This window comes from Paucibacter sp. XJ19-41 (assembly GCF_028462495.1).
In the GTDB taxonomy this organism is placed as follows: Bacteria; Pseudomonadota; Gammaproteobacteria; order Burkholderiales; family Burkholderiaceae_C; genus Roseateles_E.
Genome location: NZ_JAQOWX010000074.1, coordinates 5,876 through 29,098 on the forward strand (window position 1 = coordinate 5,876; position 23,223 = coordinate 29,098).

The 23,223-nt window shown below is 65.1% G+C and carries 8 protein-coding genes; all 8 read left to right on the forward strand.

Going from position 1 to position 23,223, the window contains the following annotated elements; all coding sequences use genetic code 11:
* Positions 1–231, forward strand: a complete 231-nt coding sequence (locus PO768_RS18375; RefSeq protein WP_272647210.1) for an MbtH family protein — start codon at positions 1–3, stop codon at positions 229–231.
* A complete protein-coding gene (locus PO768_RS18380) occupies positions 228–968 on the forward strand; it encodes a thioesterase II family protein (protein ID WP_272647211.1) in 741 nt (246 codons plus the stop codon). The genes PO768_RS18375 and PO768_RS18380 overlap by 4 nt, the downstream gene beginning before the upstream one ends.
* Positions 946–1,647 (forward strand): 4'-phosphopantetheinyl transferase family protein, encoded by a 702-nt coding sequence (locus PO768_RS18385; protein WP_272647212.1) that lies wholly within the window; start codon positions 946–948, stop codon positions 1,645–1,647. Before PO768_RS18380 ends, PO768_RS18385 begins: the two co-directional genes overlap by 23 nt.
* Entirely contained in the window at positions 1,644–7,043 is a 5,400-nt protein-coding gene (locus tag PO768_RS18390) for a non-ribosomal peptide synthetase (RefSeq protein ID WP_272647213.1), read from the forward strand. Before PO768_RS18385 ends, PO768_RS18390 begins: the two co-directional genes overlap by 4 nt.
* A complete protein-coding gene (locus PO768_RS18395; RefSeq protein WP_272647214.1) occupies positions 7,040–11,674 on the forward strand; it encodes a type I polyketide synthase in 4,635 nt (1,544 codons plus the stop codon). The genes PO768_RS18390 and PO768_RS18395 overlap by 4 nt, the downstream gene beginning before the upstream one ends.
* Entirely contained in the window at positions 11,671–17,514 is a 5,844-nt protein-coding gene (locus PO768_RS18400) for a non-ribosomal peptide synthetase (protein WP_272647215.1), read from the forward strand. Before PO768_RS18395 ends, PO768_RS18400 begins: the two co-directional genes overlap by 4 nt.
* On the forward strand, positions 17,511–20,681 hold the full coding sequence (locus PO768_RS18405; RefSeq protein WP_272647216.1) for a non-ribosomal peptide synthetase: 3,171 nt from the start codon (positions 17,511–17,513) through the stop codon (positions 20,679–20,681). The genes PO768_RS18400 and PO768_RS18405 overlap by 4 nt, the downstream gene beginning before the upstream one ends.
* Before the next feature lie 23 nt (positions 20,682–20,704).
* Positions 20,705–23,223: condensation domain-containing protein (locus tag PO768_RS18410; protein WP_272647217.1), on the forward strand; the 2,519-nt coding region annotated here is incomplete at its 3' end.

A 23,223-nucleotide genomic window follows, 5' to 3' on the forward strand; every position in this document is an offset into this window, starting at 1 on the left:
ATGACGAGTTGTTTCGATCGCGAGAACGGACAGTTCCGCGTTCTGGTCAATCACGAACAGCAGTATTCAATCTGGCCTGAGTGGAAGGCTGTTCCCGGCGGCTGGGTCGATGCCGGGTTCCTGGGTGACAAGCAAGCCTGCCTGGATCATGTCAACGAGGTCTGGACCGACATGCGGCCTTTGTCGCTGCGTCGTTTCATGGACACATCGGCGGCTGCCGGTCCGCAATGAGCGTGCAGGTGTCCCTGCTGAGCCTGCCTTGCGCCGGTGCCAGCGCGACCATGTATCTGCGGTGGCGATCTCGCTTGCCGGCCTGGCTGAGGCTGGTGCCGGTGGAGCTTCCCGGTCGCGGCGCGCGCATGGGTGAATCCCTGCTGCACGATGCGGACCAACTGGTCGAGCTGCTGTGCAGTGAGCATGCGGGTGTGCTGCAGGGGCCTTATGCGCTGTTCGGGCACAGCATGGGTGGCTTGCTTGCGCACGCCATGGCTGCCCGTTGGCAGGCGCGGGGGCAGCCAGCTCCCCTGGCTGTCTTCGTGTCGGCCTGTCCGGCTCCGACGCGTCGCGAGCGCGAGCGCTTTGCCGGCAGCGGCGATGAGGCCTGGCTGATTGCGGATCTGCTGAAGCAAGGCGGAACGCCGACTGAGGTTCTAGAAAATCCTGAGCTGCGCCGCATCGTGCTGGGTGTTCTGGCTGCGGACTATCAGGTGTGCGAGAGCGCTTGCGACTGGCCGATGCAGGCTCCACTGCGAGCCCCATTGGTGGTGCTGGGTGGGTTGGAGGACGACATCGCCGCCGAGCGGCTGGAGGCCTGGAGATGCGAGACCACTCATTGCCTGGCCCTGCACTGGTTCAGCGGCGGGCACTTCTTTCTGCGCCCGCACGAGTGCGAGGTATTGGCGCTGATCGAGCGTCAGCTGGCAATGCGCAATCACGAGGGGCGATATGCAGGCCTGGCCTTTGCCTGAGGATGTGCCGGCCGGGCTCGAGCTCTGGTGCTTGCCGCTGGACCTGGCGGTTGAGCCCACTGAGGGTTTGCGGCTGTTGACCAGCGAGGAGCGCGCGCGCGCCGCGCGCTTGCGCATGCGTGCCGACCGTGTGCGCTTTGTGGCAACCCGGGGCGCCTTGCGTCGCCTGCTTGGGGCGCGACTGGGGTGTGATCCTTTGCAGTTGCCTCTGGTGACGGGGCGGCAGGGCAAGCCCGGTCTTCCTGAAAGCTGGCCGCAGCCGCCGGTCTTCAATGTTTCACACGCTGGCGGGTTCGCCTTGATGGCCCTGGCGCCGGCCGGTGTCATTGATCGCCTGGGCGTCGACATCGAACACTGCGATAGGGGCGTGGATACGCGCGAGATCGAGGCCAGTGTTCTCACGCTTCAGGAGCGTCAAGGCTTGGCTCTCGATCGCCGACCTGATGCCTTCTTCCATTACTGGGTCGGCAAGGAGGCGGCGCTGAAAGCGCTGGGTATCGGCTTGGCCGCTCATCTGCCCGGCCTCTCGGTGCAGCCAACCCCCGAGGGGCGGGTCACGGTGAGTCACGCCCTTCAGGGCTGGCCGGCCGTGTCTGCATGCGCACTGCAGGCCCCGACGGGCTATGCCGCTGCATTGGCCTGGTGTCACTCCCACTTTCAGCAGGAAATCCCGTCATGACCTCCGCGAATGCTCTTGATTCCATGCAAACCGATTGGTTGCCGCGCCCCCTTTCGCGCCGATCAATGCTGGGCGAGCCTGTCACCTTGGCAGCCCGTCTGCGCAGTCTGGCCAGGAATCGCCCCGATGGTCGCGCATTGATCACGGTGCGGGCGGATGGGGCGTCGGTGATCGACACCGTCTATACCTATGCTGAACTCGATCAACGCGTAAGAGCACTGGCGGCCAATCTGCAGGCGCGCTTCTCCATCGGCGACAGGGCCTTGCTGTTGCTGAACAATGACGAGCACTATGTGATCTCGTTCATGGCCTGCCTGTATGCGGGGCTGGTGGCCGTGCCGGTGTTTCCTCCGGAATCGATGCGTGAGCAACATGTGGCCCGTCTGCGGGCCATTGCCGAGGATTGCCAAGCGGCATGCCTGTTGACCACGAGCGCGATGCTGCCGCAGCTGCGCCAGGCCGGTCCGGTCTTGGCAAGCATCGAGGCACTGGTGGTGGACGAATTGGCGACGTTCGCCGGCAATCATGAAAGTGCCCAGGCTTGGCGCGAGCATGAGCCGGACATTGGCGATCTGGCTTTCCTTCAGTACACATCGGGATCGACGGCCACGCCCAAGGGCGTGATGGTCAGTCATGGCAATCTTGCTGCCAATGAATGGGCGATCGAGGAGGGCCTGTCGGTAGGCGCGGACGACGTTTTTGTGTCGTGGCTGCCTTTGTTTCACGACATGGGTCTGATTGGTGGGCTGCTTCAACCCATCCATCGGGGCATCCCCGTGGTGCTGATGACGCCCGCTTTTTTCCTGGAGCGACCACTGCGCTGGCTGGAGACCATATCCCGGCACCGAGGCACGATCAGTGGCGGGCCCGACTTCGCGTACCGCCTGTGTGTCGAGCGTGTCAGCGAGGAGCAGTTGCGGCGGCTGGACCTGTCTTGCTGGCGCCTGGCCTTCTCCGGTGCGGAACCAGTGCGTCACGACACCCTGCGTGCCTTCATCGATCGGTTCGCGCCTGCCGGGTTTCCGGCCGAGGCTGTCTATCCTTGCTATGGGCTGGCAGAGGCTACGCTGTTCGTCACGGGCGGAATTCGGGGGCAGGGGTTGGTGTCCCACGGTTTCTCCGTCGAACGGCTTAGACAAGGGCAGGCGGCGGTGGATGCCAAGGCCCCGTTGCTGGTGAGTTGCGGCAGTCCGGTCAGCGGGCATGACGTCGAGATCATGTCCACTGAAACGCTGACGTCTGCATCGGACGGCGAGGTCGGCGAAATCTGGGCCTCCGGCCCCAGCCTGGGTCAGGGCTACTGGGGGCGCCCGAAAGAGACTGCACAGACATTTGTCGAGCAGGACGGGCGGCGCTGGTTGCGCACTGGCGACCTTGGCTTTCGGCATCAGGGACTGCTGTACGTGGCCGGCCGGCTCAAGGACCTGATCATTGTGCGCGGACACAACTTGTATCCGCAGGATCTGGAGCGGACCGTTGAGGCTGAGGTCGAGGCTGTGCGCAAGGGGAGGGTCGCCGTTTTTGCGGTTGACGGCGTGGATGGCGAAGGTATCGGTCTGGCAGCCGAAGTGTCGCGCGGCATGCAGAAGCTGGTGTCGGCGCCAACGCTGGTGGATGCCTTGAGTCGGTCGGTCAGCCAGGTTTGTGGAGAACCGCTGTCGGTGGTGCTGCTGCTCAATCCTGGCGCCTTGCCCAAGACGTCGAGCGGCAAGCTACAGCGCAACGCCTGCCGCCTCGGCTGGGAGGAGGGAACGCTGGATGCCTATGCCGTGTTCGAGCATGGCGCTTTTGTGCGGGGCGGCCCGGCAGCCGTGGGCATGGCGGATCGGCCGCGGGAAATGAGCGACGATACCGCCGCACTGGCAGCCATCTGGCGAGAGGCCCTGGAACGCGTGACGCGCCGCCCGGCGGTGGTGAGCCCGCAGACTCATTTTTTTGCGTCGGGAGGTAATTCTCTGGCCGCAACCCAGGTGGTGGCCGGCATAGCGGCCCGATGGAATCTGGCCGTGCAGCCGCGTCTGATGTTCGAGCATCCGGTACTGAGCGACTGCGCCGTGGCACTCGCACGCTTGCGTGAGCAAACGGCACCGTCGGATCCGGTGATCGGGTGGGCCGAACGTATCGAACGCCTGCCACGCGACCGTGGCAGGCAGGCTTGGCCTGCTTCGCATGCGCAGCAGCGCCAATGGTTTTTGTGGCATATGGAACCGGCCAGCGCGGCCTACCATGTCGGCGCTGCTTTGCGCCTGCAAGGCACAGTGAACGGAGCATTCCTGCGCGCCGCGCTGAGCGCGCTGGCGGCCGGCCATGAATCTCTGCGAACGGTGTTCGTGCCGGGTAGTGATGGTGCCCTGATGCAGGAAGTGCGGGTGTTGGGCGCAGCTGGACTTCCTCAGCTCAACGAGATCGATCTCCGCGAACGCGATGAGTCGATGGCCGATTTGCTTGGGCGCTTGCAGCGGGAACCTTTCGATCTGGCCGAAGGGCCGTTGTGGCGAGTTCACCTGATCCATATCGCAGACGGGGAGGCGGTCATGCTGGTCTTGGCCCACCACATCGTCACCGATGGCGCGTCGATGCAGCTGTTCTTCGACGAGCTTCTCAGGGGGTACCGAGCAGCCGCCCAGGGACAGATACTGCCGCCGATGGAGGCTGCTCTGCAGTATGTGGATCACGCAGCGTGGCAGCGCCGCTGGCTGGCGGCGGGCGAGGGCGATCGACAATTGGCCTACTGGCGCGCGCAGCTGGGTGACTCGCATCCCGTGCTGATGCTTCCTGCTGATCATCCCCGTCCTCCGGTCGCCCGCTACCGCGCGGCCCGCATGGCCATCGACCTGCCGGACATCCTGGTCCCGTCATTGCGTGCGGCCGCTCAGGCGGGCGCCGTGTCGGTGTTCATGATGCTGCTGGCGGCTTTCCAGGGCTTGTTGTACCGCTTCACCGGCCAGGAGGATGTGCGGGTCGGCGTGCCCGTGGCCAATCGGCGTCAGCCCGGCGCGCAGGATGTGATCGGCTTCTTCGTCAATACCCTGGTGCTGCGCCAGGTAGTCGATGGAAAGGGCTCTCTCGGCCGTCTGCTGCACCAAGTCCGGGAAGCTTCGCTGGGCGCGCAGGCGAATCCGGACCTGCCGTTCGAGCAACTGGTGGAGGCCTTGCAACCGGCGCGCAGCATGGCCCACAGCCCCTTGTTCCAGGTCATGATCAATCTGCTGCAGGAGGACGCTGGCGCCGTCGGCGATCTGGCCGGCTTGCGCGCCGAGCTGCTTGACCTGCCTGAAGCCGAGGCGTCCTTTGAGTTGACGCTGGAACTGCGTGAACTCAGCGATGGGCGTTTGCGCGCGCACTGGGTGTACGCCGCCGAGTTGTTCGAGCCGGCCACCATGGTGCGGCTGGGGCATGCGTACGTCTGTCTGCTACAGGCTCTGGTGGGAACTCCGGACATGGCCCTGGCCGACGTCAATCTGCTTTGCCCTGACGATCGCGACTTGCTTGCACGGTGGGGGCAGGGCGAGGCGCTCGGCCGAGCTGATTGGGATGCCGTACCGGTCCATCGGTCCCTGGAGGAGGTTGCCCGAAAGCGGCCCGATGCCATGGCCTTGGTCCAGGGTGAACAAAGCCTGAGTCATATCGAACTGAACCGCCGAGCGAACCGGCTTGCACACCATCTGATAGACCGGGGCGTGCGACCGGAAACTCGGGTGGGCGTGGGGATGGCGCGCGGTCTCGACCTTTTCGTGGCTTTGCTGGCGGTATGGAAGGCCGGTGGCACCTGTGTTCCGCTCGACCCTGCTTACCCGGCCGAGCGGCTGGCCATCATGGTTGCAGATGCGGGCGTGGGGATGCTGCTGACGGATGAGTCCTGGCCCGACGAGAGGCGGGTGTCCGGGCTTAATGGATATCGGTGGCAAACGAATGCTCCGAACCTGCTCACGCAACCGGATCACGATCCCTGTCTTTCCATCCATCCAGGGCAGCTCGCCTATGTGATCTTCACATCGGGCTCTACTGGCCAGCCTAAGGGCGTCGGCGTGGCGCATGGCCCGCTGGCCATGCATGTGCAAGCCATTGCAAGTCGTTATGGGCTTGGCACTGAAGACCGGCTGCTCCAGTTTGCATCGGCCAGCTTCGATGCCGCGATGGAGCAGTGGCTGGCACCCCTGGTGGCCGGCGGCGGTGTCGTGGTGCCGGACCACGATGTTCGCGACCCTGATCGACTCGAGCATGAGGTGCGCACCCAAGGCGTGACCATCTTGGACCTGCCTCCGTCGTATCTACGCTTGATGCGACAGCCCAAGTCGCCTTGGTCGGTGCGGCTGGTCATCGCTGGCGGCGAGGCCTGGTCGAGCGGCGACCTGGAAGCTGCTCGGCGGCTGGGGCTGGCCGCACAGTACATCAATGCCTACGGCCCTACGGAGGCGGTTATCACCCCGACGGCCTGGACATGCGACTCACAGGGCTCGCTGCCGGCTTTGAGCCGCCATGTGCCTATTGGCCGGCCCGTGGGCCGGCGCACGGCTCATGTGCTGGACCGGGACATGAACCTCGTGCCACCGGGCGTCGTTGGTGAGCTGTATCTGGGCGGGGAGGGGCTGGCCCAAGCCTACCTGGGGCGCGCAGAGCTGACGGCCAAGTGCTTTGTGCCGGACCCTTTTGATGACCAAGGCGGGCGCCTGTATCGCACTGGCGACCAGGCACGGTGGCGGCACGATGGTCAGCTTGAAGCGTTGGGGCGCGTCGATCACCAGGTCAAGGTGCGAGGCTTTCGGGTTGAACTGGCCGAGGTGGAAGCGGCACTGCTGGCTCAGCCGGGGGTGCGGGAAGCCATGGCCTCGGTCCAAGGCGAGGGCGACGACGCCAAGCTGGTCGCGCACGTCTCGCTGGAGGCGACGACCGGACCGTTGTCGTTGCGGCAGGAACTGGCCCGGCTGCTGCCTGCCTATATGGTGCCGTCGGCGATCGCGGTGCTCGGATTCTTGCCACGTACCTCGGCGGGCAAGCTTGATCGCCACGCGCTACCTCCGGCCACCCTTGCCGCTGTCGAGGGCGAGCATGAGGCGTCCCGGGATCCGCGTGAGCGGGTGATGGCCGCGATCTGGACCGACTTGCTGGGACTGCCGCAGGTCGGCCTGCACGAGAACTTTTTCGATCTGGGTGGGCATTCGCTGCTGCTGGTTCGCCTGCAGCGCCAGATTGAAACCCGACTCATGGCCGAGGTTTCGGTGATGGAGTTGCTGCAACACCCGACGGTGGCGGACATGGTCCGTCTGCTCGACCGCTCAGCGGACGACCGGCCGCGGACGGTCGGGGGTACCCAGCAGCAACGCGAAGAGCGCGCCCGGCGCCAACGCTCGACCTTTGTTCAACGAAAGCCAGGTGCGCAGAAAGTTCCGTCATGAGCAGTGAGCTGAATCAGTCCGTCTTGGATGACGGCGATGGCGCTGCGGATATCGCCATCATTGGCATGGCCGGGCGCTTTCCTGGCGCGCCAACGGTCGATGCCCTCTGGGACCGGCTGCGCATGGGGCAGGGCGCGGCCACCTTCTTCACCGATGAGCAGTTGCGGTCGAAGGGCGTGCAGGAGCACTTGCTGGCAGACCCGTCCTATGTGAAGGCAGGCATGGTGCTGGCCGACATGGACCGGTTCGACGCGGCCTTCTTCGGCTATGCGCCCGGCGAGGCAGCGCGGCTCGATCCGCAGCAGCGCCTGTTCCTGGAGGTGGCCTGGGAGGCCCTGGAGCATTCCGGTTGGTCGCCAGGTGATCGCGACACCGCGCGTCTCACCGGTGTGCTGGCGGGCACCGGCGCCAACAGCTATCTGCTGATGAACCTTCTGCCCCACCAAGATCTGCGCAATGCCCGTGACATCTCGGCGCTGCTGGGCCTGATGAACGGCAACGACAAGGATTCGCTGAGTACCTGCGTTGCCTACAAACTGGATCTGCGCGGTCCGGCCGTCACGGTACAGACGGCCTGTTCCACCTCGCTGGTGGCGGTTCACATGGCCTGCCGCAGCCTTCTGAACCACGAGGTCGATATGTCCCTGGCCGGCGGGGTCTGGCTGAATCTGCTCCAGGACGGCGGCTATCTGCACCAGGACGGCAGCATCCTGTCGCCTGACGGCCTGTGTCGCGCCTTTGATGCACGTGCGCAGGGCACGGTGATCGGCAGCGGTGCGGGCGCGGTGGTGCTCAAGCGCCTGGCCGATGCGCTGGCTGATGGCGACACCATCCACGCCGTCATCAAGGGCTCGGCCATCAACAACGATGGTTCGTCCAAGATCGGCTATGCCGCTCCCAGCGCAGAGGGCCAGTCCGAGGTGATCCTGGCCGCGCAGGCCATGGCCGGCGTGCCGCCCGACTCCATCGGCTATGTCGAAGCGCACGGAACCGGTACGGTGCTGGGTGACCCTATTGAAGTGGAAGCCCTGACCCGGGCCTTCCGTGTCGGTACCGACCGGAGGGGATTCTGCGCGCTGGGTTCGGTCAAGACCCTGGTAGGACATCTGGATGCGGCCGCGGGAGTGACCGGCCTGATCAAGGCCACTCTCGCTCTGCGCCACCGCCAGTTGCCACCCAGCCTGAACTTCGAGCAGCCCAATCCGCGCATCGACTTTGAGGCCAGCCCGTTCTATGTCAATACGACGCTGAGGGACTGGCCGGCGAGCGAAATGCCGCGTCGTGCGGCCGTCAGTTCCTTCGGCATGGGGGGCACCAACGCCCATGTGATCCTGGAGGAGGCGCCGACGCCCGGCAAGGCGTCGGCGCCGGCCCGCAACTGGCAGATCCTGCCGGTGTCGGCGCGCAGTCCAGCTGCGCTCGAGCAGACCTTGTCGCGTCTTTCCGACCACCTGCGCGAGCACGCCGACCTGCCGCTGCCCGATGTGGCCTGGACACTGCAGATCGGCCGCAAGGCTTTTGCCCATCGTGCCGTGCTGGTCTGCAGTGATCGCGAGGACGCCGGGCTGGCGCTGGCGCGACGCGATCCGGGCCGCCTGTTTGTGTCGCACCTTCCGGACCGCGCGAGCGGCTCTGCCGTGGCCTTTCTGTTCCCGGGGCAGGGCGCGCAGCATGTGGGCATGGCGGCTTCGCTCTACCGGGACGAGGCGATCTTTCGGACCGAGGTGGACCGTTGCATGGCGGTGCTGACGCCGATTCTGGGACTGGATCTACGGGCAGTGCTCTATCCCGAGCTGCAGCAGCCCCAAGAGAAAACGGTGGAACAGGCCGCCAAGCATCTGGCCCAGACCGCGCTCACCCAGCCCGCGCTCTTCGTGATCGAGTACGCGCTGGCTCGTCTGTGGATGAGTTGGGGCGTGATCCCGCAAAGCATGCTGGGTCACAGCATCGGTGAGTACGTGGCGGCCTGCTTGGCCGGTGTTTGGAAGCTGGACGATGCCCTGCGCCTGGTCGCGGTCAGGGGGCGCCTGCTGCAAGCCTTGCCTGAAGGCGCCATGTTGGCCGTGGGCCTGTCCGAAGCGGAAGTCTCATCCTATGTCGACGATGGCTGCGGCCTTGCGGCGGTCAACGCATCCGATGCCTGTGTGCTGTCCGGCCCTGGCGAGACGATCGATGCGGTCGAGCGCGACCTGGTCGCACGCGAGGTCGCGGTGCGGCGCCTGAAGGTGTCGCATGCCTTCCATTCATCGATGCTGGACCCGATGCTGGAGGACTTTCTTGCCGAACTGGGGCGGGTGGAGTTTCATCCTCCGAGCCTGCCCTTTGTGTCGAACCTGACCGGACAGTGGATCACTGCCGCTCAGGCTGTCGACCCGGCATACTGGGTTGCGCACCTGCGCAGCACCGTGCGTTTTGCCGACGGCTTGGCCACTTTGATGGCCGAGCCTGGGCGTGTGCTGCTGGAAGTGGGCCCAGGCGAGACCCTCGGAATGCTGGCGCGACGCCATCCAGCCGCAGGGACCGGCCGCGTCGTGCTGTCGTCCTTGCCGCACCCGGGCAGGCCGGGCCCGCATGAGCCCTGGCCGGCGAGTTTGGGGCGTCTGTGGCTGGCGGGCGTGTCGATGGATTGGAAACGGCTGCATGAGGGGCGGCGGCGCGTACCGCTGCCTACCTACCCCTTCGAGCGGCAGCGCTATTGGATAGATCCGCCTGCTTCGGACGGTCACCGTTCTGGGGCGTCGATGTCTCCGACGTCCGCCGCAGTGAAGCGGCTTGAGCTCGACGACTGGTTCCACGCGCCCGTGTGGCAGCGCACGGACGCACTGGCGGTGTCGCAGCGGCCTGAGCCCAACGACGATGTCTGGCTGATCCTGGGCCAGGCTGAGGGCTTGGGTGGCACCTTGAAGGCGCAACTTCAGGCGATGGGGCTGCGCCCGTTGCTGGTGGATGTTGCCGCGACCACTGCGCTGGACACGGGTGGCGGGCAATTGGTTGCGGATGACCAGGCCGGTCATGATTTGCTGTGGCAGTTGCTCATGGGTTCGGAGCCTGCGGTGGTCCGCGTGGTCCACACTTGGGGCGTGGACGGCGGTGCTCCATGGCCGCTTGAAGAGGTGCTGGCCCGAGGGTTCTTCAGCCTGCGCTGCCTCGGACAGGCCTACAAAACTTGGGCGGAGGAAAACCAGGTTCGGGCCCGTGTGGAAATCAGCGTGGTTGCCGATCGCCTGCTTGACGTGACAGGCAGCGACCCGGTCTGCGCTGCCAAGGCCACATCGCTAGGTGCCTGTCTGAGTTTGCCGCTGGACGTCCCCGGGCTTGTCTGCCGCGCGATCGATGTGCAAGCGAAGGTGGGGAATGGTCTTCGCTGGGAGGCTGTGGCCGCCCAGGTGCTCGCGCAGGTGTCGCACCCCATCTTGAGCAGCGAGCGGGTCGTGGCCTATCGCGGTGGCTACCGATGGGTGCGCCGCTTCGAGCCCATTCAACGACCGCCTGCATCGCGCAGTCCCTTGCGCCCGGCCGGGGTCTACCTGATCACCGGAGGACTGGGCGGCATCGGTCGCACCCTGGCCGAGCATCTGGCGCGTACCGTGCAGGCCAAGCTGGTGCTGCTGGGACGATCGGTCCAACTGCCTGCCCGTGAACAGTGGCCTGCGTTGCTGGCCGACAAGCCGGCCGGTCGTGAACGGGAGATCGATAACTTGCGCACCGTGATGGCGCTGGAGGCGCTGGGCGCGGAGGTGATGGTGCTGCGTGCCGACGTGACCGATGAGGCCAGCATGCGCGACGCCCTGGCCTTGGCGAAGCGCCGCTTCGGGGCCGTGCACGGTCTTGTCCACGCTGCGGGGGAGGCGGGCTCTGGCTTCGCTCAGGACACGCCGCAAGCCATGGCTCGGGTGATGGCACCCAAGGTCCAGGGCGCGCTCGCCCTGCGCGAACTGTTGCGGAGCGAACCTCTCGAGATTCTTGTGCTGTGTTCATCCTTGGCTAGCGTGACGGGCGGCCTCGGTCAGGCCGCCTATAGCGCGGCCAATGCGTGCCTGGATGCGGCCGCACAAGCCTGGAGTCAGGACGAGGGCGAATCGGCCTGCCACGTTGTTGCGATCGGCTGGGATGGCTGGCGGGACGTGGGCATGGCTGCCGACATGGCCTGGCCCGATGGTGTCGGCATCGCACCGGCCCATGGGGTGGAGGTGTTTGATCGCATCCTGGCCGGACCGCAGGTGCCGCATGTGCTGGTGTCGACGGTGCCGCTGGAAATGCGGCTCGAAAACGCTTCCCAGGACTGGCTGCTTGCGCTGGCTTCCGAGGGCGCGGCATCGGCACTGACGTCTACCGGGACACGATCGTCCCGCCCAGGCCTGAGCACGCCGTTTGAAGCGCCGTTCGAGGAACTGGATGTTCGCCTGGCTGAGATATGGCGGGCCTTGCTGGGCATCGAGCCCGTGGGTTTGAACGACAACTTCTTTGAGCTGGGCGGCGACTCATTGTTGGGCATTCAGATGCTGGCCCGTGTCAAGGCCGCCTTTGGAATCGCTGTGCAGAACGCCGAATTCTTCAAGGACCCGACCATCGCTGGGCTGGCCATGCAGGTCGAGACCCGCTTGATCGAGGACATCGAGCACGCATCATGATGATGAAAAGCGAAGACGAACTTTCTGCCCGACGTGCCCGCCTCACGCCGGAGCAAAAACGGCTGCTGCTCAGCCGGTTGCGGGGACAGGCCACGCAGGAACTGTCCATCCCCCGTCGTCAGGGTACAGGCCCGGCACCCCTGTCCCATGCACAGCAGCGCCTGTGGTTTCTCTGGCAATGGGATCCGCGTAGCACGGCCTACCACCTCAGCGGTACGCTGCGGTTGTCAGGGCGTTTGGACGTGCAGGCCCTGCAAGCCGGGTTCGATGCCTGGCTGCGACGGCATGAGGCGCTGCGCACCGTTTTCCGGCAGGGCCCCGACGGGCAGCCCGAGCAACTGGTGCAACCCGCGGCACCTTTGCATGTGTCGGTGTTCGATCTGTGTGATCTGCCGATGCAGCAACGGCAGGCGAGTGCCGACGAGCATGTCAGGCATATCGCCTCCGAACCATTCGATCTGGCCGAGGGGCCATTGCTGCGCGTGAGTTTGCTGAGGCTGGATGAGAGCGAACATGTGCTGGCCGTGGCGATGCACCACATCGTCTCGGACGCGGTGTCGATGAAGATCCTGGTGAGCGAGCTGGTGGCTACCTACACCGCGCGGGTGCAGGGGCGGGAGCCTCAGCTGGCCGAGCTGCCAATCCAGTATGCCGACTATGCCGTTTGGCAGCGCCAGGCTCTGAATGAGGGCGAGAAGGCGCGTCAACTGGCTTACTGGAAACGCACCCTGGGGCAGGAGCACCCCGTGCTGATGCTGCCGACCGACCATCCTCGGCCGATGCATCCGAGTCACAAGGGGCGACGGCAGCCCTTCGAAGTGCCCGCCCATGTCGCAGCCGCGCTGCGCGGCAAGGCCCAGGCGAGCCAAGTGACGCTGTTCATGCTGCTGCTGACGGCCTTCCAGGCTCTGCTGCACCGGTATACCGGTCAGTCCGACATCCGTGTCGGTGTGCCGGTGGGCAACCGTCAGCGGGCGGAAACCGAAGGCCTGGTGGGCTTCTTCGTCAATACCCAGGTCTTGAGGGTCCAGCTCGATGCTCAGACCACGCTGCGGGATTTGCTGGCACAGACGCGAGAAGCGGCGCAGGGCGCCCAAGCCCACCAAGACCTGCCCTTCGAACAGCTGGTGGAAGTCCTGCAGCCCGAACGCCGTCCGGGGCAGACACCGTTGTTCCAGGTCATTTTCAACCATCTGCGCGAAGACCATGAGGCGCTGGGGAGCTTGCCGGGCCTGGCGCTGACCAGCTATGAGTTGGGCGAGCATGCAGTTCTTTGTGACCTCGCCCTGGATACCACCGAACATCCGGACGGTCGGATCACGGCGATGTTCGGCTACGCGGCTGAGCTTTTCGAGCCGGCAAGCATGGCGCGCATGGCCGGGCACTATCTGCGTTTGCTGGAGGCGGTGGCCCGCCAGAGCGACTCCCTGGTGGCAGATGTCGACATGCTGGGGCTCGATGAGCGAAAACAGCTGATGGATTGGGGACGCCCGCGACCGCAGTTGGTGGCGTCCGTCGCGACACCGGACATGACTCTGCACGAGCTGATCGAGCAACAGGTCCGGTTGCGTCCCGACGCGATCGCGGTGACCGCCGAGGGCCATGCTCTGAGTTATGCGGTGCTCAATCAGCGGGCCAACCAGCTGGCACATAGGCTCATTGCCGATGGTGTCGGCCCCGAGATCAAAGTCGGGCTGGCGCTCGAGCGCTCCGCAGACATGGTGATCGCCGTGCTGGCAGTTCTCAAGGCCGGCGGCGCCTATGTGCCATTGGATCCTGCCTATCCCACCGCACGCCTGAACCACATGATGAGCGACAGTGGCATGTCGGTGTTGCTCACGCAGACGCAGCTGCAGGCAAACCTGCCGGTCAGCTCGATCGACCGCCTGTCGTCGCAGTTGCGCGTGTTGATGCTGGATACCCTGGATCTGTCTGCGCAGCCACTGACCGATCCCCGGGTGCCGATGTGCGGCGACCACCTTGCGTACCTGATCTACACCTCGGGTTCGACGGGATTGGCCAAGGGGGCGCTGCTGACCCATCGCAACGCCGTGCGTCTGCTGTCGTCCACACGCCACTGGTTTCATTTCGATCATCGCGATGTGTGGACACTGTTCCATTCCTATGCGTTCGACTTCTCGGTATGGGAGCTCTTTGGCGCTTTGTGCCATGGAGGGCGCCTGGTGGTGGTGCCCTATCTGCAGAGCCGTTCGCCCGAGGAGTTCCTGGTCTTGCTGCGCGAGCAGGGCGTGACGGTGTTGAATCAGACGCCCTCGGCTTTCCGCCAACTGATGCAGGTGCCGGCCCTCTACGACGGCGGCGCCACGCCTTTGCGTGCCGTGATCTTCGGTGGAGAGGCACTGGAGCCGCAAAGCTTGCGGCGCTGGCTGGATCATTTCGGCGACGAGGCGCCGCGTCTGATCAATATGTATGGCATCACCGAAACCACGGTGCATGTCACGTATCGACCCATCACTCGTGCCGATCTGATGGAAGGGCAGCGTAGCCCCATCGGCGGGCAGATTCCCGATCTCGGCCTTTGCATTCTCGATGCCAATTTGAACCCAGTGCCGATCGGAGTTCCTGGCGAATTGCATGTGGCGGGAGAGGGGCTGGCACGTGGCTATCTCCATCGTGCCGGCCTGACCGCCGAGCGATTCGTGGCTTGCGATCTGTTCGGCATGGACGGCGGACGTCTGTACCGCACCGGCGATCTGGTCAAGTGGCGATCCGACGGCCAGATCGAGTACCTGGGACGGATTGACCATCAGGTCAAGATCCGGGGCTTTCGCATCGAGCTGGGCGAGATCGAGGCGCAACTGCTGGCGCAGCCGGCCGTTCGCGAAGCACTGGTGCTGCCGGTGCAAGGGCCAGCCGGCACGCGTCTGGTGGGCTATCTCAGCACCCATGACGGGCAAGCCTGCGATACCACCGCGCTTCGTCAGGCACTGGGCCGGGCGTTGCCAGACTACATGGTGCCGGCAGTCCTGATGAGACTGCCAGCGCTGCCGATCAACGCCAATGGCAAGGTGGACCGCGCTGCCCTGCCGGACCCCGTCCCGGTGGCTGCCGCCGATAGCGGCGAAATGCCCCAGAACGAGACGGAGCTGGCGCTGGCCGCCTTGTTTCAGGAGGTGCTGGGCCTGGCGCAGCCGGTGGGGCGAGATCAGGGCTTCTTTGATCTGGGTGGGCATTCGTTGCTGGCCACTCAGCTGGTGGCTCGCTTGCGTCAGCGTCTGGGCCGCTCGCTGCCGCTCAGACTGGTATTCGAGCAGCCCACCGTGCGAGGGCTGGCCAGTTGCCTGCAAGACCAGGGCCTGCCGCCCGAAGAGACCGTGGCCGGAGGTCCACTTCAGCCGGTGCCGCGCAGCGCGGCGTTGCCGCTGTCGCCCATCCAACAGCGGCTGTGGCTGGTCGACAGCCTGGCCGCGCCGACCGAGCGGACGGCCTACAACATGGTGACGGCACTGCGTCTGCATGGTCGGATCAACCTTGATGCCTTGCGTGCGACGCTGCACAGGCTGGTCCAGCGGCACGAAGTGCTGCGCACGGCCTATGGCCAGGACGAGGAGGGGGAGCCGGTGGCACGGGTCGCAACGAGCCTGCACCTGGAGGTTCCGATTCTGGATGTAGCGACTCAGACGCCGGCCCTGCAGCAGCAGGCTGTCGGCGAGGTTTTGCGGACCGGCGAGTCTTTGGCGTTCGATCTGGACGCGCCGCCCTTGGTTCGAGCTACTGTGTTGCGGCTATCCGGCGAGCACCATGTGCTGGTGCTCGCCATTCACCACATCGTCTTCGACGGCTGGTCGCATGGCATCTTTGTGCGCGAATTTGCGGCGATCTACCAGGCTTTGGCTAAAGGGTGCGAGCCCGTTTTGCCACACCTGCCCGTGCAATATGCCGACTATGCCGTATGGCATCGCGGACGTCTGGCGCAGGGCCAGGGTGCACATGAGGCGGACTTCTGGAGACGCACTCTGAGCTGCGCGCCGCAGCGGTCCACCTTGCCTCTTGACCATGTGCGGCCGGTCAGAGCCGACGGTCGGGGAGCGTCCGTGACGATCGAGCTGCCACTGGCCGTGACAAACCATGTGCGAGCGCTGGCATATGCGAATGGCGCCACTGTGTTCAGTGTGCTGCTGGCTTCGTTTCTCTGGATGCTGCATCGCTGGACGGGGCAGAGCGACTTGGTCGTCGGGACCGATGTGGCTGGCCGGTCTCATCCGGACCTGGAAGGGCTGTTGGGTTTCTTTGTCAATGTGGTGCCGTTGCGCTCGCATCTGTCGCCGGAAACCAGCATGAGCGGCTGGGTCGATCAGGTTGCTCAGGACGTACTTGCGAGCCTGGAGCATCAGGAATTGCCCTTCGACCAGGTGATTGATGCCCTGGCGCTGCCGCGTGAGCGTGGGCTCAACCCCTTGGTGCAGGTGCTGTTCGTTTTGCAGAACATGCCTCAATCCCGTTTCAACATTCCCGGCCTGAGCATCGAGACGCTGCCGCAGCCCGCATCCCACGCCAAATTCGATCTTGCCGTGTTCGTCAACGAGCATGACCAGGGGCTGACAGTCGACTGGGTGTATGCCACGGCACTGTATCGCCACGACACGATCGAGCAGGTCTCGGCCCAGTGGTGCGACATGCTGGCCGGCGCCGTGGCTTCGCCGCAGCAGCGGCTGGACCCCTCACCGATCATCCGCATCAAGGAGAACGCCATGCAGGCGAATCAGGACACATCGCATCCAGCTCCCGCCAAAGGTGGCGCCGGCAAGTTCGACAAGCTTCGCAAGATCTCCGAGAGGTCCGGCGTGGCGGCAACCGCCGACGCGCCAGCGGTCAGAACATCTTTCCTGACACCGGGCCGCGAGTTTCCTCTCGTGATTGAGCCGGCCGGCCCCGACCTGGATGCGGTGGCTTGGGCGCGTTCGCAGCGCCAGCATGTCGAGGCCCTGTTGAGCCGGCATGGCGGCCTGCTGCTGCGCAACTTCGGCCTGAAGACGCCGCAGGATTTCGAGGCCTTCGCCGAGGCGATTGAACCCGAACTCTATGGCAGCTATGGCGATCTGCCCAAGAAGGAGGGCGGGCGCAACACGTACCGTTCCACGCCCTATCCCGAGAAGCAGATGATTCTGTATCACAACGAAAGCTCCCACCTGGACCGCTGGCCGCGCAAGCAGTGGTTCTTCTGCGAGCTGCCGTCCCCTGTCGGAGGCGCCACTCCCATCGTCGATGGCCGCGAGATGCTGCGCCGGCTGCCGGCCGATCTGGTAGCCGAGTTCGAGCGCAGGCAGCTGCTGTATGTGCGCACCTTCACGGACAAGCTGGATGTGAGCTGGAAGGATTTCTTCAAGACCGACCGGCGCGAGGACGTTGAAGAGCGGCTTCACGCTGCGGGCGTCGACTTCCGCTGGCTGGCGGGCGACGAGCTCCAGACCCGCACCCTGTGCCCGGCCGTGATCACCCATCCCGTGACCGGCCAACGGGTCTTTTTCAATCAGGTGCAACTGCATCACGACAGCTGCCTGGAGCCCGAGGTGCGCGAGGATCTGTTGTCTCTGGTGGGATCGGATCGCTTGCCGCGGAATGTCTACTTTGGCGATGGCTCGCCGATCAGCGACACCACCATGCAGGTGATAGGCCAGGCCTACGAGGCCTGCGCAGTGCGCTTTCAATGGCGCCAGGGGGATGTGGTCATGCTGGACAACATGCTGGCTGCGCACGCCCGTGACCCGTATGAGGGCCCACGCAAGATCGTGGTGGCCATGGGCGCGATGTTCGATCGCCGCATGCTGCAGCCGATGGCGCAGACGGCGGCAGGACGACTCGTGGAGGGCGCGCGATGATGCCGTTCCCTCCTGTCTTGTCGGGGCCAAGCTTGCCCCTGGCGCCCGAGCAGCGCGCGGTACTGTCGCGTGGCTTGCCCGAGCCCTGGCGTGTGCGTATCGACTTCGATGCCGCCCTGGACGAGCCGGTGGTGGCGGCTGCGCTGTCCCAACTGATGCTTCGGCATCCCGTGCTGGGGCATGTGTTTGGTCAAGCTGAGGGCTACCGTGGGTGGCGTCAACAGTCCAGGGGGACCGACGGCACACCGAGCGTGGCACGGCTCGATCAGTCGGCCGGCTTAGCGCCTCGTCTGGATCTGGACCCCGGCCAAGGGCTGAGGCTGTTCATGGCGGGTCTGCCGCCTGCCGGCACCTCGCTGTGGCTGGTGGCGCATCCACTCCTGGTCGATGCGGCCAGCCTGTCGGCCCTGGCCCGTGAGCTGGCGGACGCCTGTCTGGCGCCTGGTGCTGTTGGGTCTGGCGATGTCTTCCAGTACGCCCAGTTCATTGAATGGCGTCAAGAGCTGACCGATGGCGACGAGGCGAGCGAAGGCCTGGCGTACTGGAACGCCTGGTTGCAAGACCATGGTTCGCACGACGTGCCTCGCCTGGCGTGGCGTCACGTGGCCACTGGCTCCCGCGATGCGGTGCTGCTGCATCAGACGCAAAGCCTTGATGGAGCGCTGTGGGAAAAGCTGCTTGCCCTGTCCGCTTCCTGCGGCGCCAGCCCGCGCACCCTTCTTCAAGCAGGTTGGTGGTCCTTGCTGGAGCGACTGTCCGGCTCCACGCACAAGATTGCAGGGGGGTGGCGCCATGATTGCCGCCAGGACTACGAGGTCATGGCAGGTGCCTTGGGTGTCTTTGACAAGGTGCTGCCCGTATTCTCTGCCTGGCCGCCGAAAGCCTCGTTCTTCGAAGGAGTGTCCGCGCTTGAGCGGCAATTGGAAGCGCACACGCAAGCACAAGAGTACTGGCCTGTGGACGACACGCCCACGCAGGCGCATCTGGCCGTGGGATTCTCCTTCGATGCGCGCCCGGCTTGCGGCCAAGGATGGCGATTGGTCGACGAGACGAATGTGGCGGCCCATGCCAATGCTGCATTCGAGTTGGCGTTGCACGTGGTCATCGATACGGATCAGGCCCTGTTGACGGTGAGCGCAGACGCTCGGCATCACACTGCCCAGGCCGTGGCGGTACTGCTGGATCACTACAAAGACTGGGTGTCCCAATGCGTGGTACGGCCCGAGGCCCCGATGGAGGATTTTCACCTGGCAGGGACGGTCGAGGAGCAGTCCGTCTTGCTGCCAGCCGCCCCTGAGCTGGATACGGGCATGGGCTCGATGTTGGAGCGTGTGGCTCATTGGGCCCGCGCCACGCCCCATGCCCCTGCGCTGTCATGGCACGGAGAGGTCATCAGTTATGCGGACTTGGTTGACCGCATGCAGCGCTTGGCGCACTGGATGACCGCACAGGGGGCCGGTCCAGGAACCCTGGTTGCTGTCTGTCTGCCGCGTTCGGCCGATGCTGTGTTGGCCTTGCTCGCGGCTTGGCAGGTTGGCGCGGGATGGTTGCCACTCGAGCCGGACTGGCCACCCGCGCGCCGGAAGGTGGTGTTGGACCAGGCGCGGCCGGTACTGCTCGTCGATACCCCGCTGGCCAGCTTGCCGTTGGGCAATTCGCCGTGCGTGGCCTTCGGTGCGGAAGGCCCTGCACCCGCCGACATCGCCTACGTGCTTTACACCTCCGGGTCGACGGGTACGCCGAAGGGCGTAGTGATCGAGCATGGACAGCTGCTCAACTATGTGGCGGCGGCCTCTCAAGCCATGGGTCTTGAGCGGGCACGTCGCTGGGGTCTGACCGGCACCGTGGCCGCTGACCTGGGGCACACGGCTCTGTTCGGTGCACTCTACAACGGTGCCTGTCTGGTCGTGGCCGATGCTGCCGACATGGCCGATGGCGCCGCGTTCGCACGCTTCTTGCAGCGCGAAGCCATTGACGGCCTGAAGATGGTGCCATCCCACCTTGAGGCATTGCTGGACGGCGAGGCACAGCAAGTGCCAGGTCTGGTGGTGCTTGGCGGTGAAAGCGCATCCCGCAGCCTGGTCGAGCGCCTGGCCACACGCCATCCCGGCATGGCGCTCTACAACCACTACGGTCCAACTGAGACCACGGTTGGCGTGCTGGTCCACCCGGTGGATACCTCATTGCCTTTGTGGTCTGGAGATGTGTTGCCGCTGAGCCGGACGCTGGCGAACTGCCGCGTGCGAGTGCTCGAGCCGAAGACGCTGGCGCCAGTGCCGGTCGGCACGCTCGGCGAGCTGTGTGTGGGCGGCGTACAGCTCTGCCAAGGCTATCTGCACGGTGATGGCGGTGAACGCTTCATCCCTGATCCTTGGTGCCCTGGCGAGCGCCTGTACCGAACGGGCGACTTGGCCTGCCTGCTACCTGAGGGCGGCTTGCGCCTGGCGGGTCGGCTCGACCACCAGCTCAAGATTCGCGGCTTCCGGGTGGAACCGGCCGAGATCGAAGCGACGCTGCTGAGTCTAGATGGCGTCCGCCAGGCGATCGTCATGATGCAGCCTCGGAAGGGGTCGTCAGACCAGGAAGCCGAACTTGTGGCCTTCCTGGTGCGGTCGGATGGCGCTGCCCTGGATGAGGCGCAGGTACGTGACCAACTGACCGGCCTGCTGCCCTCGCACATGTGGCCGGCGCGTTGCCTCTTCCTGGCGGAGCTGCCGCGCCTGGCCAACGGCAAGGTGGATCGACGCGCGCTTGAAGCTTTGCCCCAGGCCGCTCCGGCTGCTGCGCGTCCGACAGGTCGGGCGCCGTCCGACGACCTGGAGTTCCTGCTGGTCAAGGGCATGGCCCTGCTGTTGGGACGCGAGGCACTGGGTGTCGATGATGACTTTTTTGAAATGGGTGGGCACTCCTTGCAGGTGATCAAGCTTGTGGCACGGGTGCGCAAGCAGCTCAAGCAGGAGGTAGCCCCAGGCCTGGTGTTCGATCACCCCACCGCAGCCGCGCTGGCCTTGGCCCTGCGAGCACAGGCGGCCGACCCGACCCAACTGGAAAGGCTGGCTGCAGTGCAGCGCCAACTGGCCGATCTGTCACCCGAGCAGCGGGCGGCACTGGAACAACGAGCGCGGCAGGCGCGTCAACCGGACGGCGCGATGCTGACCGGCGGCTGAGTGTCGTCGCCAAGGATATGGACATGAACGATCTGACTCAGGATTTGCTGGACGCGCTGATTGACAGCGGCGATTTCGATCTCGACCAGGAGCCCAGTCTCGCTGCGATGCCATCGATCGGACAGGGGCATGTCCTGTCATTCTCACAGCAGCAGCTTTGGTTCTTGCAGCATGTCGAGCCGGACCTGACCGCCTACAACCTGCCCCGTGTGTTCAGCTTGAGCGGGCGTGTGGATGTGACGGCCTTGAAGCGAGCCTTCCGGGCCTTGATCGATCGCCACGCCATCTTGCGCACCACTTATGACGCGCTTGACGGTTTTCCCTTGCAGCATGTGCGAGCACATGTGGCATTTGAACTGCAGCATGAGGACCTGAGCCAACTGCCTGCGGTCGAACGGCAGGTGCAGATGCAGGACCGGATCGACCGCGTGGTCCAGCACATCTTCGATCTCACCCAGGCGCCCGCGCTGGTGGCCCGGCTTCTCACCATCGGGCCCGACGAGCATGTGCTGGCGGTGTGCCTGCACCATATTGCGTCCGACGCTTGGTCTAACCCCATTGTCGCTCGCGACTTGGCCCAGGCTTATGGTCTGGCGCTCGACTCGCCTGCAGGTATTGCGTTGCCAGCACCGCGTATCCAGTACGCCGACTACGCCCGCCGGCAGCGCGAGCGGGCCGCCAGCGGCGGCTTCGGGCGTGAACTGGCTTACTGGAATGCTCACTTGGGACCGGAAGTACCAGCCCTGGCTGTACCCACCGACTTCCTGCGCCCAGACCAGCCAAGCCATGAGGGTTCAGCCCGGCAATTCGGCATGGACCCCGCGCTGGTGAGCGACCTGCAGACGCTGTGCAGATCGCTGCAATGCACGCCCTTCATGGTGCTGATGGCAGCCTGGCAGGTCGTCCTGGGGCGCTTCTGCGGCCAGGCCGACTTCGCCATCGGCGTGCCGCATGCAGGACGGCATAGCGACGAAGTGCAGGACTTGGTGGGCTTCTTCGTGACCACGCAGGCCTTCCGAGTCCGGCTGCGTCCGGACATGAGTCTGCGCCAGCTGTGTCTTCAGGTGCGCAACGACACTTTGTCGGCACTGGACCATGCCGACCTACCACTGGAGGCACTGCTTGACAGCCGCCCGGAGCGCCGGGACCCTTCTCGAAGTCCTTTGTTCCAGGTGTTGTTTGGTTGCCAGATGGACGCCGAGGACAGTGGCTTCTCTCTTGAAGGCCTAAGAGTCGAGGTACTGGACGCGCCGGCCACCGGTGCCAAGTTCGAGTTGTCGCTGGACATGACGCTGGGTGCCCAAGGCCTGCGGGGCCGGCTGGAGTACGCCACAGCCTTGTTCAAGCCGGGCACTATCGACCGGCTCGTGCTCGGCTACGAGCGGGTTCTGGAGACCCTGGTTCGGAACCCTGATGAACTGGTGTCTACGGTGAATCTGCTGGCCCCAGCTGATCAGGACATGCTGCGGCGCTGGAGTCGCAATACACAGCGCTATCCCGATCTGCAAGCAGTGCATCGTTTGATCGAAACGCGAGTTCGTGATCAGCCCCAGGCCATCGCCCTGGTGTCGGGGTCTTCTTGCCTGAGTTATGGCGACCTCAATGGCCGCGCCAACCAACTGGCGCATCGGCTGATGGCGCTTGGCGTGAAGCCGGATGTGCTCGTGGGCATCGCCACCGAACGCTCGCTGGAGATGGTGGTCGGCTTGCTGGCCATCGTCAAGGCCGGGGGGGCCTACGTGCCTCTCGATCCTGACCTGCCTGCCAATCGCTTGGCCTATATGCTGGACGACAGCGGCGTTGGACTGCTGCTCACGCAACATCATTTGCGTGCCCAGTTACCTGAAAATCACAGCCGACTGGTACTCGAGATCGACAGGGTCGATGTGAGTGGCGAGTCGTCCGTCGACCCCGTCGTGCGTCTGCACGACGAGAACCTGGCTTATGTGATCTACACCTCGGGTTCGACCGGGCGACCCAAGGGAGCGGCCAACCGCCATCGGGCGCTCGCCAACCGTCTGGCCTGGATGCAAGAGGCCTATGGCTTGACCAGCGCCGACGTGGTCCTGCAGAAGACGCCCTTCAGCTTCGATGTGTCGGTATGGGAGTTTTTCTGGCCCCTGATGATGGGCGCACGCCTGGTGATGGCAGCGCCTGGTGACCACCGCGACCCGGCTCGGCTGGTCGATCTGATCACGGCCCATGGCGTGAGCACGGTGCATTTCGTGCCGTCGATGCTCCAAGCCTTCATGGCCCATGACGGCGTCGAGGTCTGCACCAGCTTGCGTCGCATCGTGTGCAGCGGTGAGGCCCTGCCAGCCGACCTGCAGGCGCGTGTGCTGGGTCAACTTCCCGGGGCCGGTCTTTACAACCTGTACGGCCCTACTGAGGCCGCTATTGACGTTACCCATTGGACTTGTCTTGACGATGGCGGCTCCAGCGTGCCTATCGGGGCACCGATCGCCGATACCCGCACGCACGTTCTTGACGGTGATCTCAATGAGGTGGCACCGGGTGTTGCTGGGGAGCTGTACCTGGGCGG

Excerpts from the sequence above, each read along its gene's own strand:
- PO768_RS18375 (WP_272647210.1), top strand. The coding sequence starts at position 1 with ATGACGAGTTGTTTCGATCGCGAGAACGGACAGTTCCGCGTTCTGGTC.
- PO768_RS18380 (WP_272647211.1), top strand. The coding sequence starts at position 228 with ATGAGCGTGCAGGTGTCCCTGCTGAGCCTGCCTTGCGCCGGTGCCAGC.
- PO768_RS18385 (WP_272647212.1), top strand. The coding sequence starts at position 946 with ATGCAGGCCTGGCCTTTGCCTGAGGATGTGCCGGCCGGGCTCGAGCTC.
- PO768_RS18390 (WP_272647213.1), top strand. The coding sequence starts at position 1,644 with ATGACCTCCGCGAATGCTCTTGATTCCATGCAAACCGATTGGTTGCCG.
- PO768_RS18395 (WP_272647214.1), top strand. The coding sequence starts at position 7,040 with ATGAGCAGTGAGCTGAATCAGTCCGTCTTGGATGACGGCGATGGCGCT.
- PO768_RS18400 (WP_272647215.1), top strand. The coding sequence starts at position 11,671 with ATGATGATGAAAAGCGAAGACGAACTTTCTGCCCGACGTGCCCGCCTC.
- PO768_RS18405 (WP_272647216.1), top strand. The coding sequence starts at position 17,511 with ATGATGCCGTTCCCTCCTGTCTTGTCGGGGCCAAGCTTGCCCCTGGCG.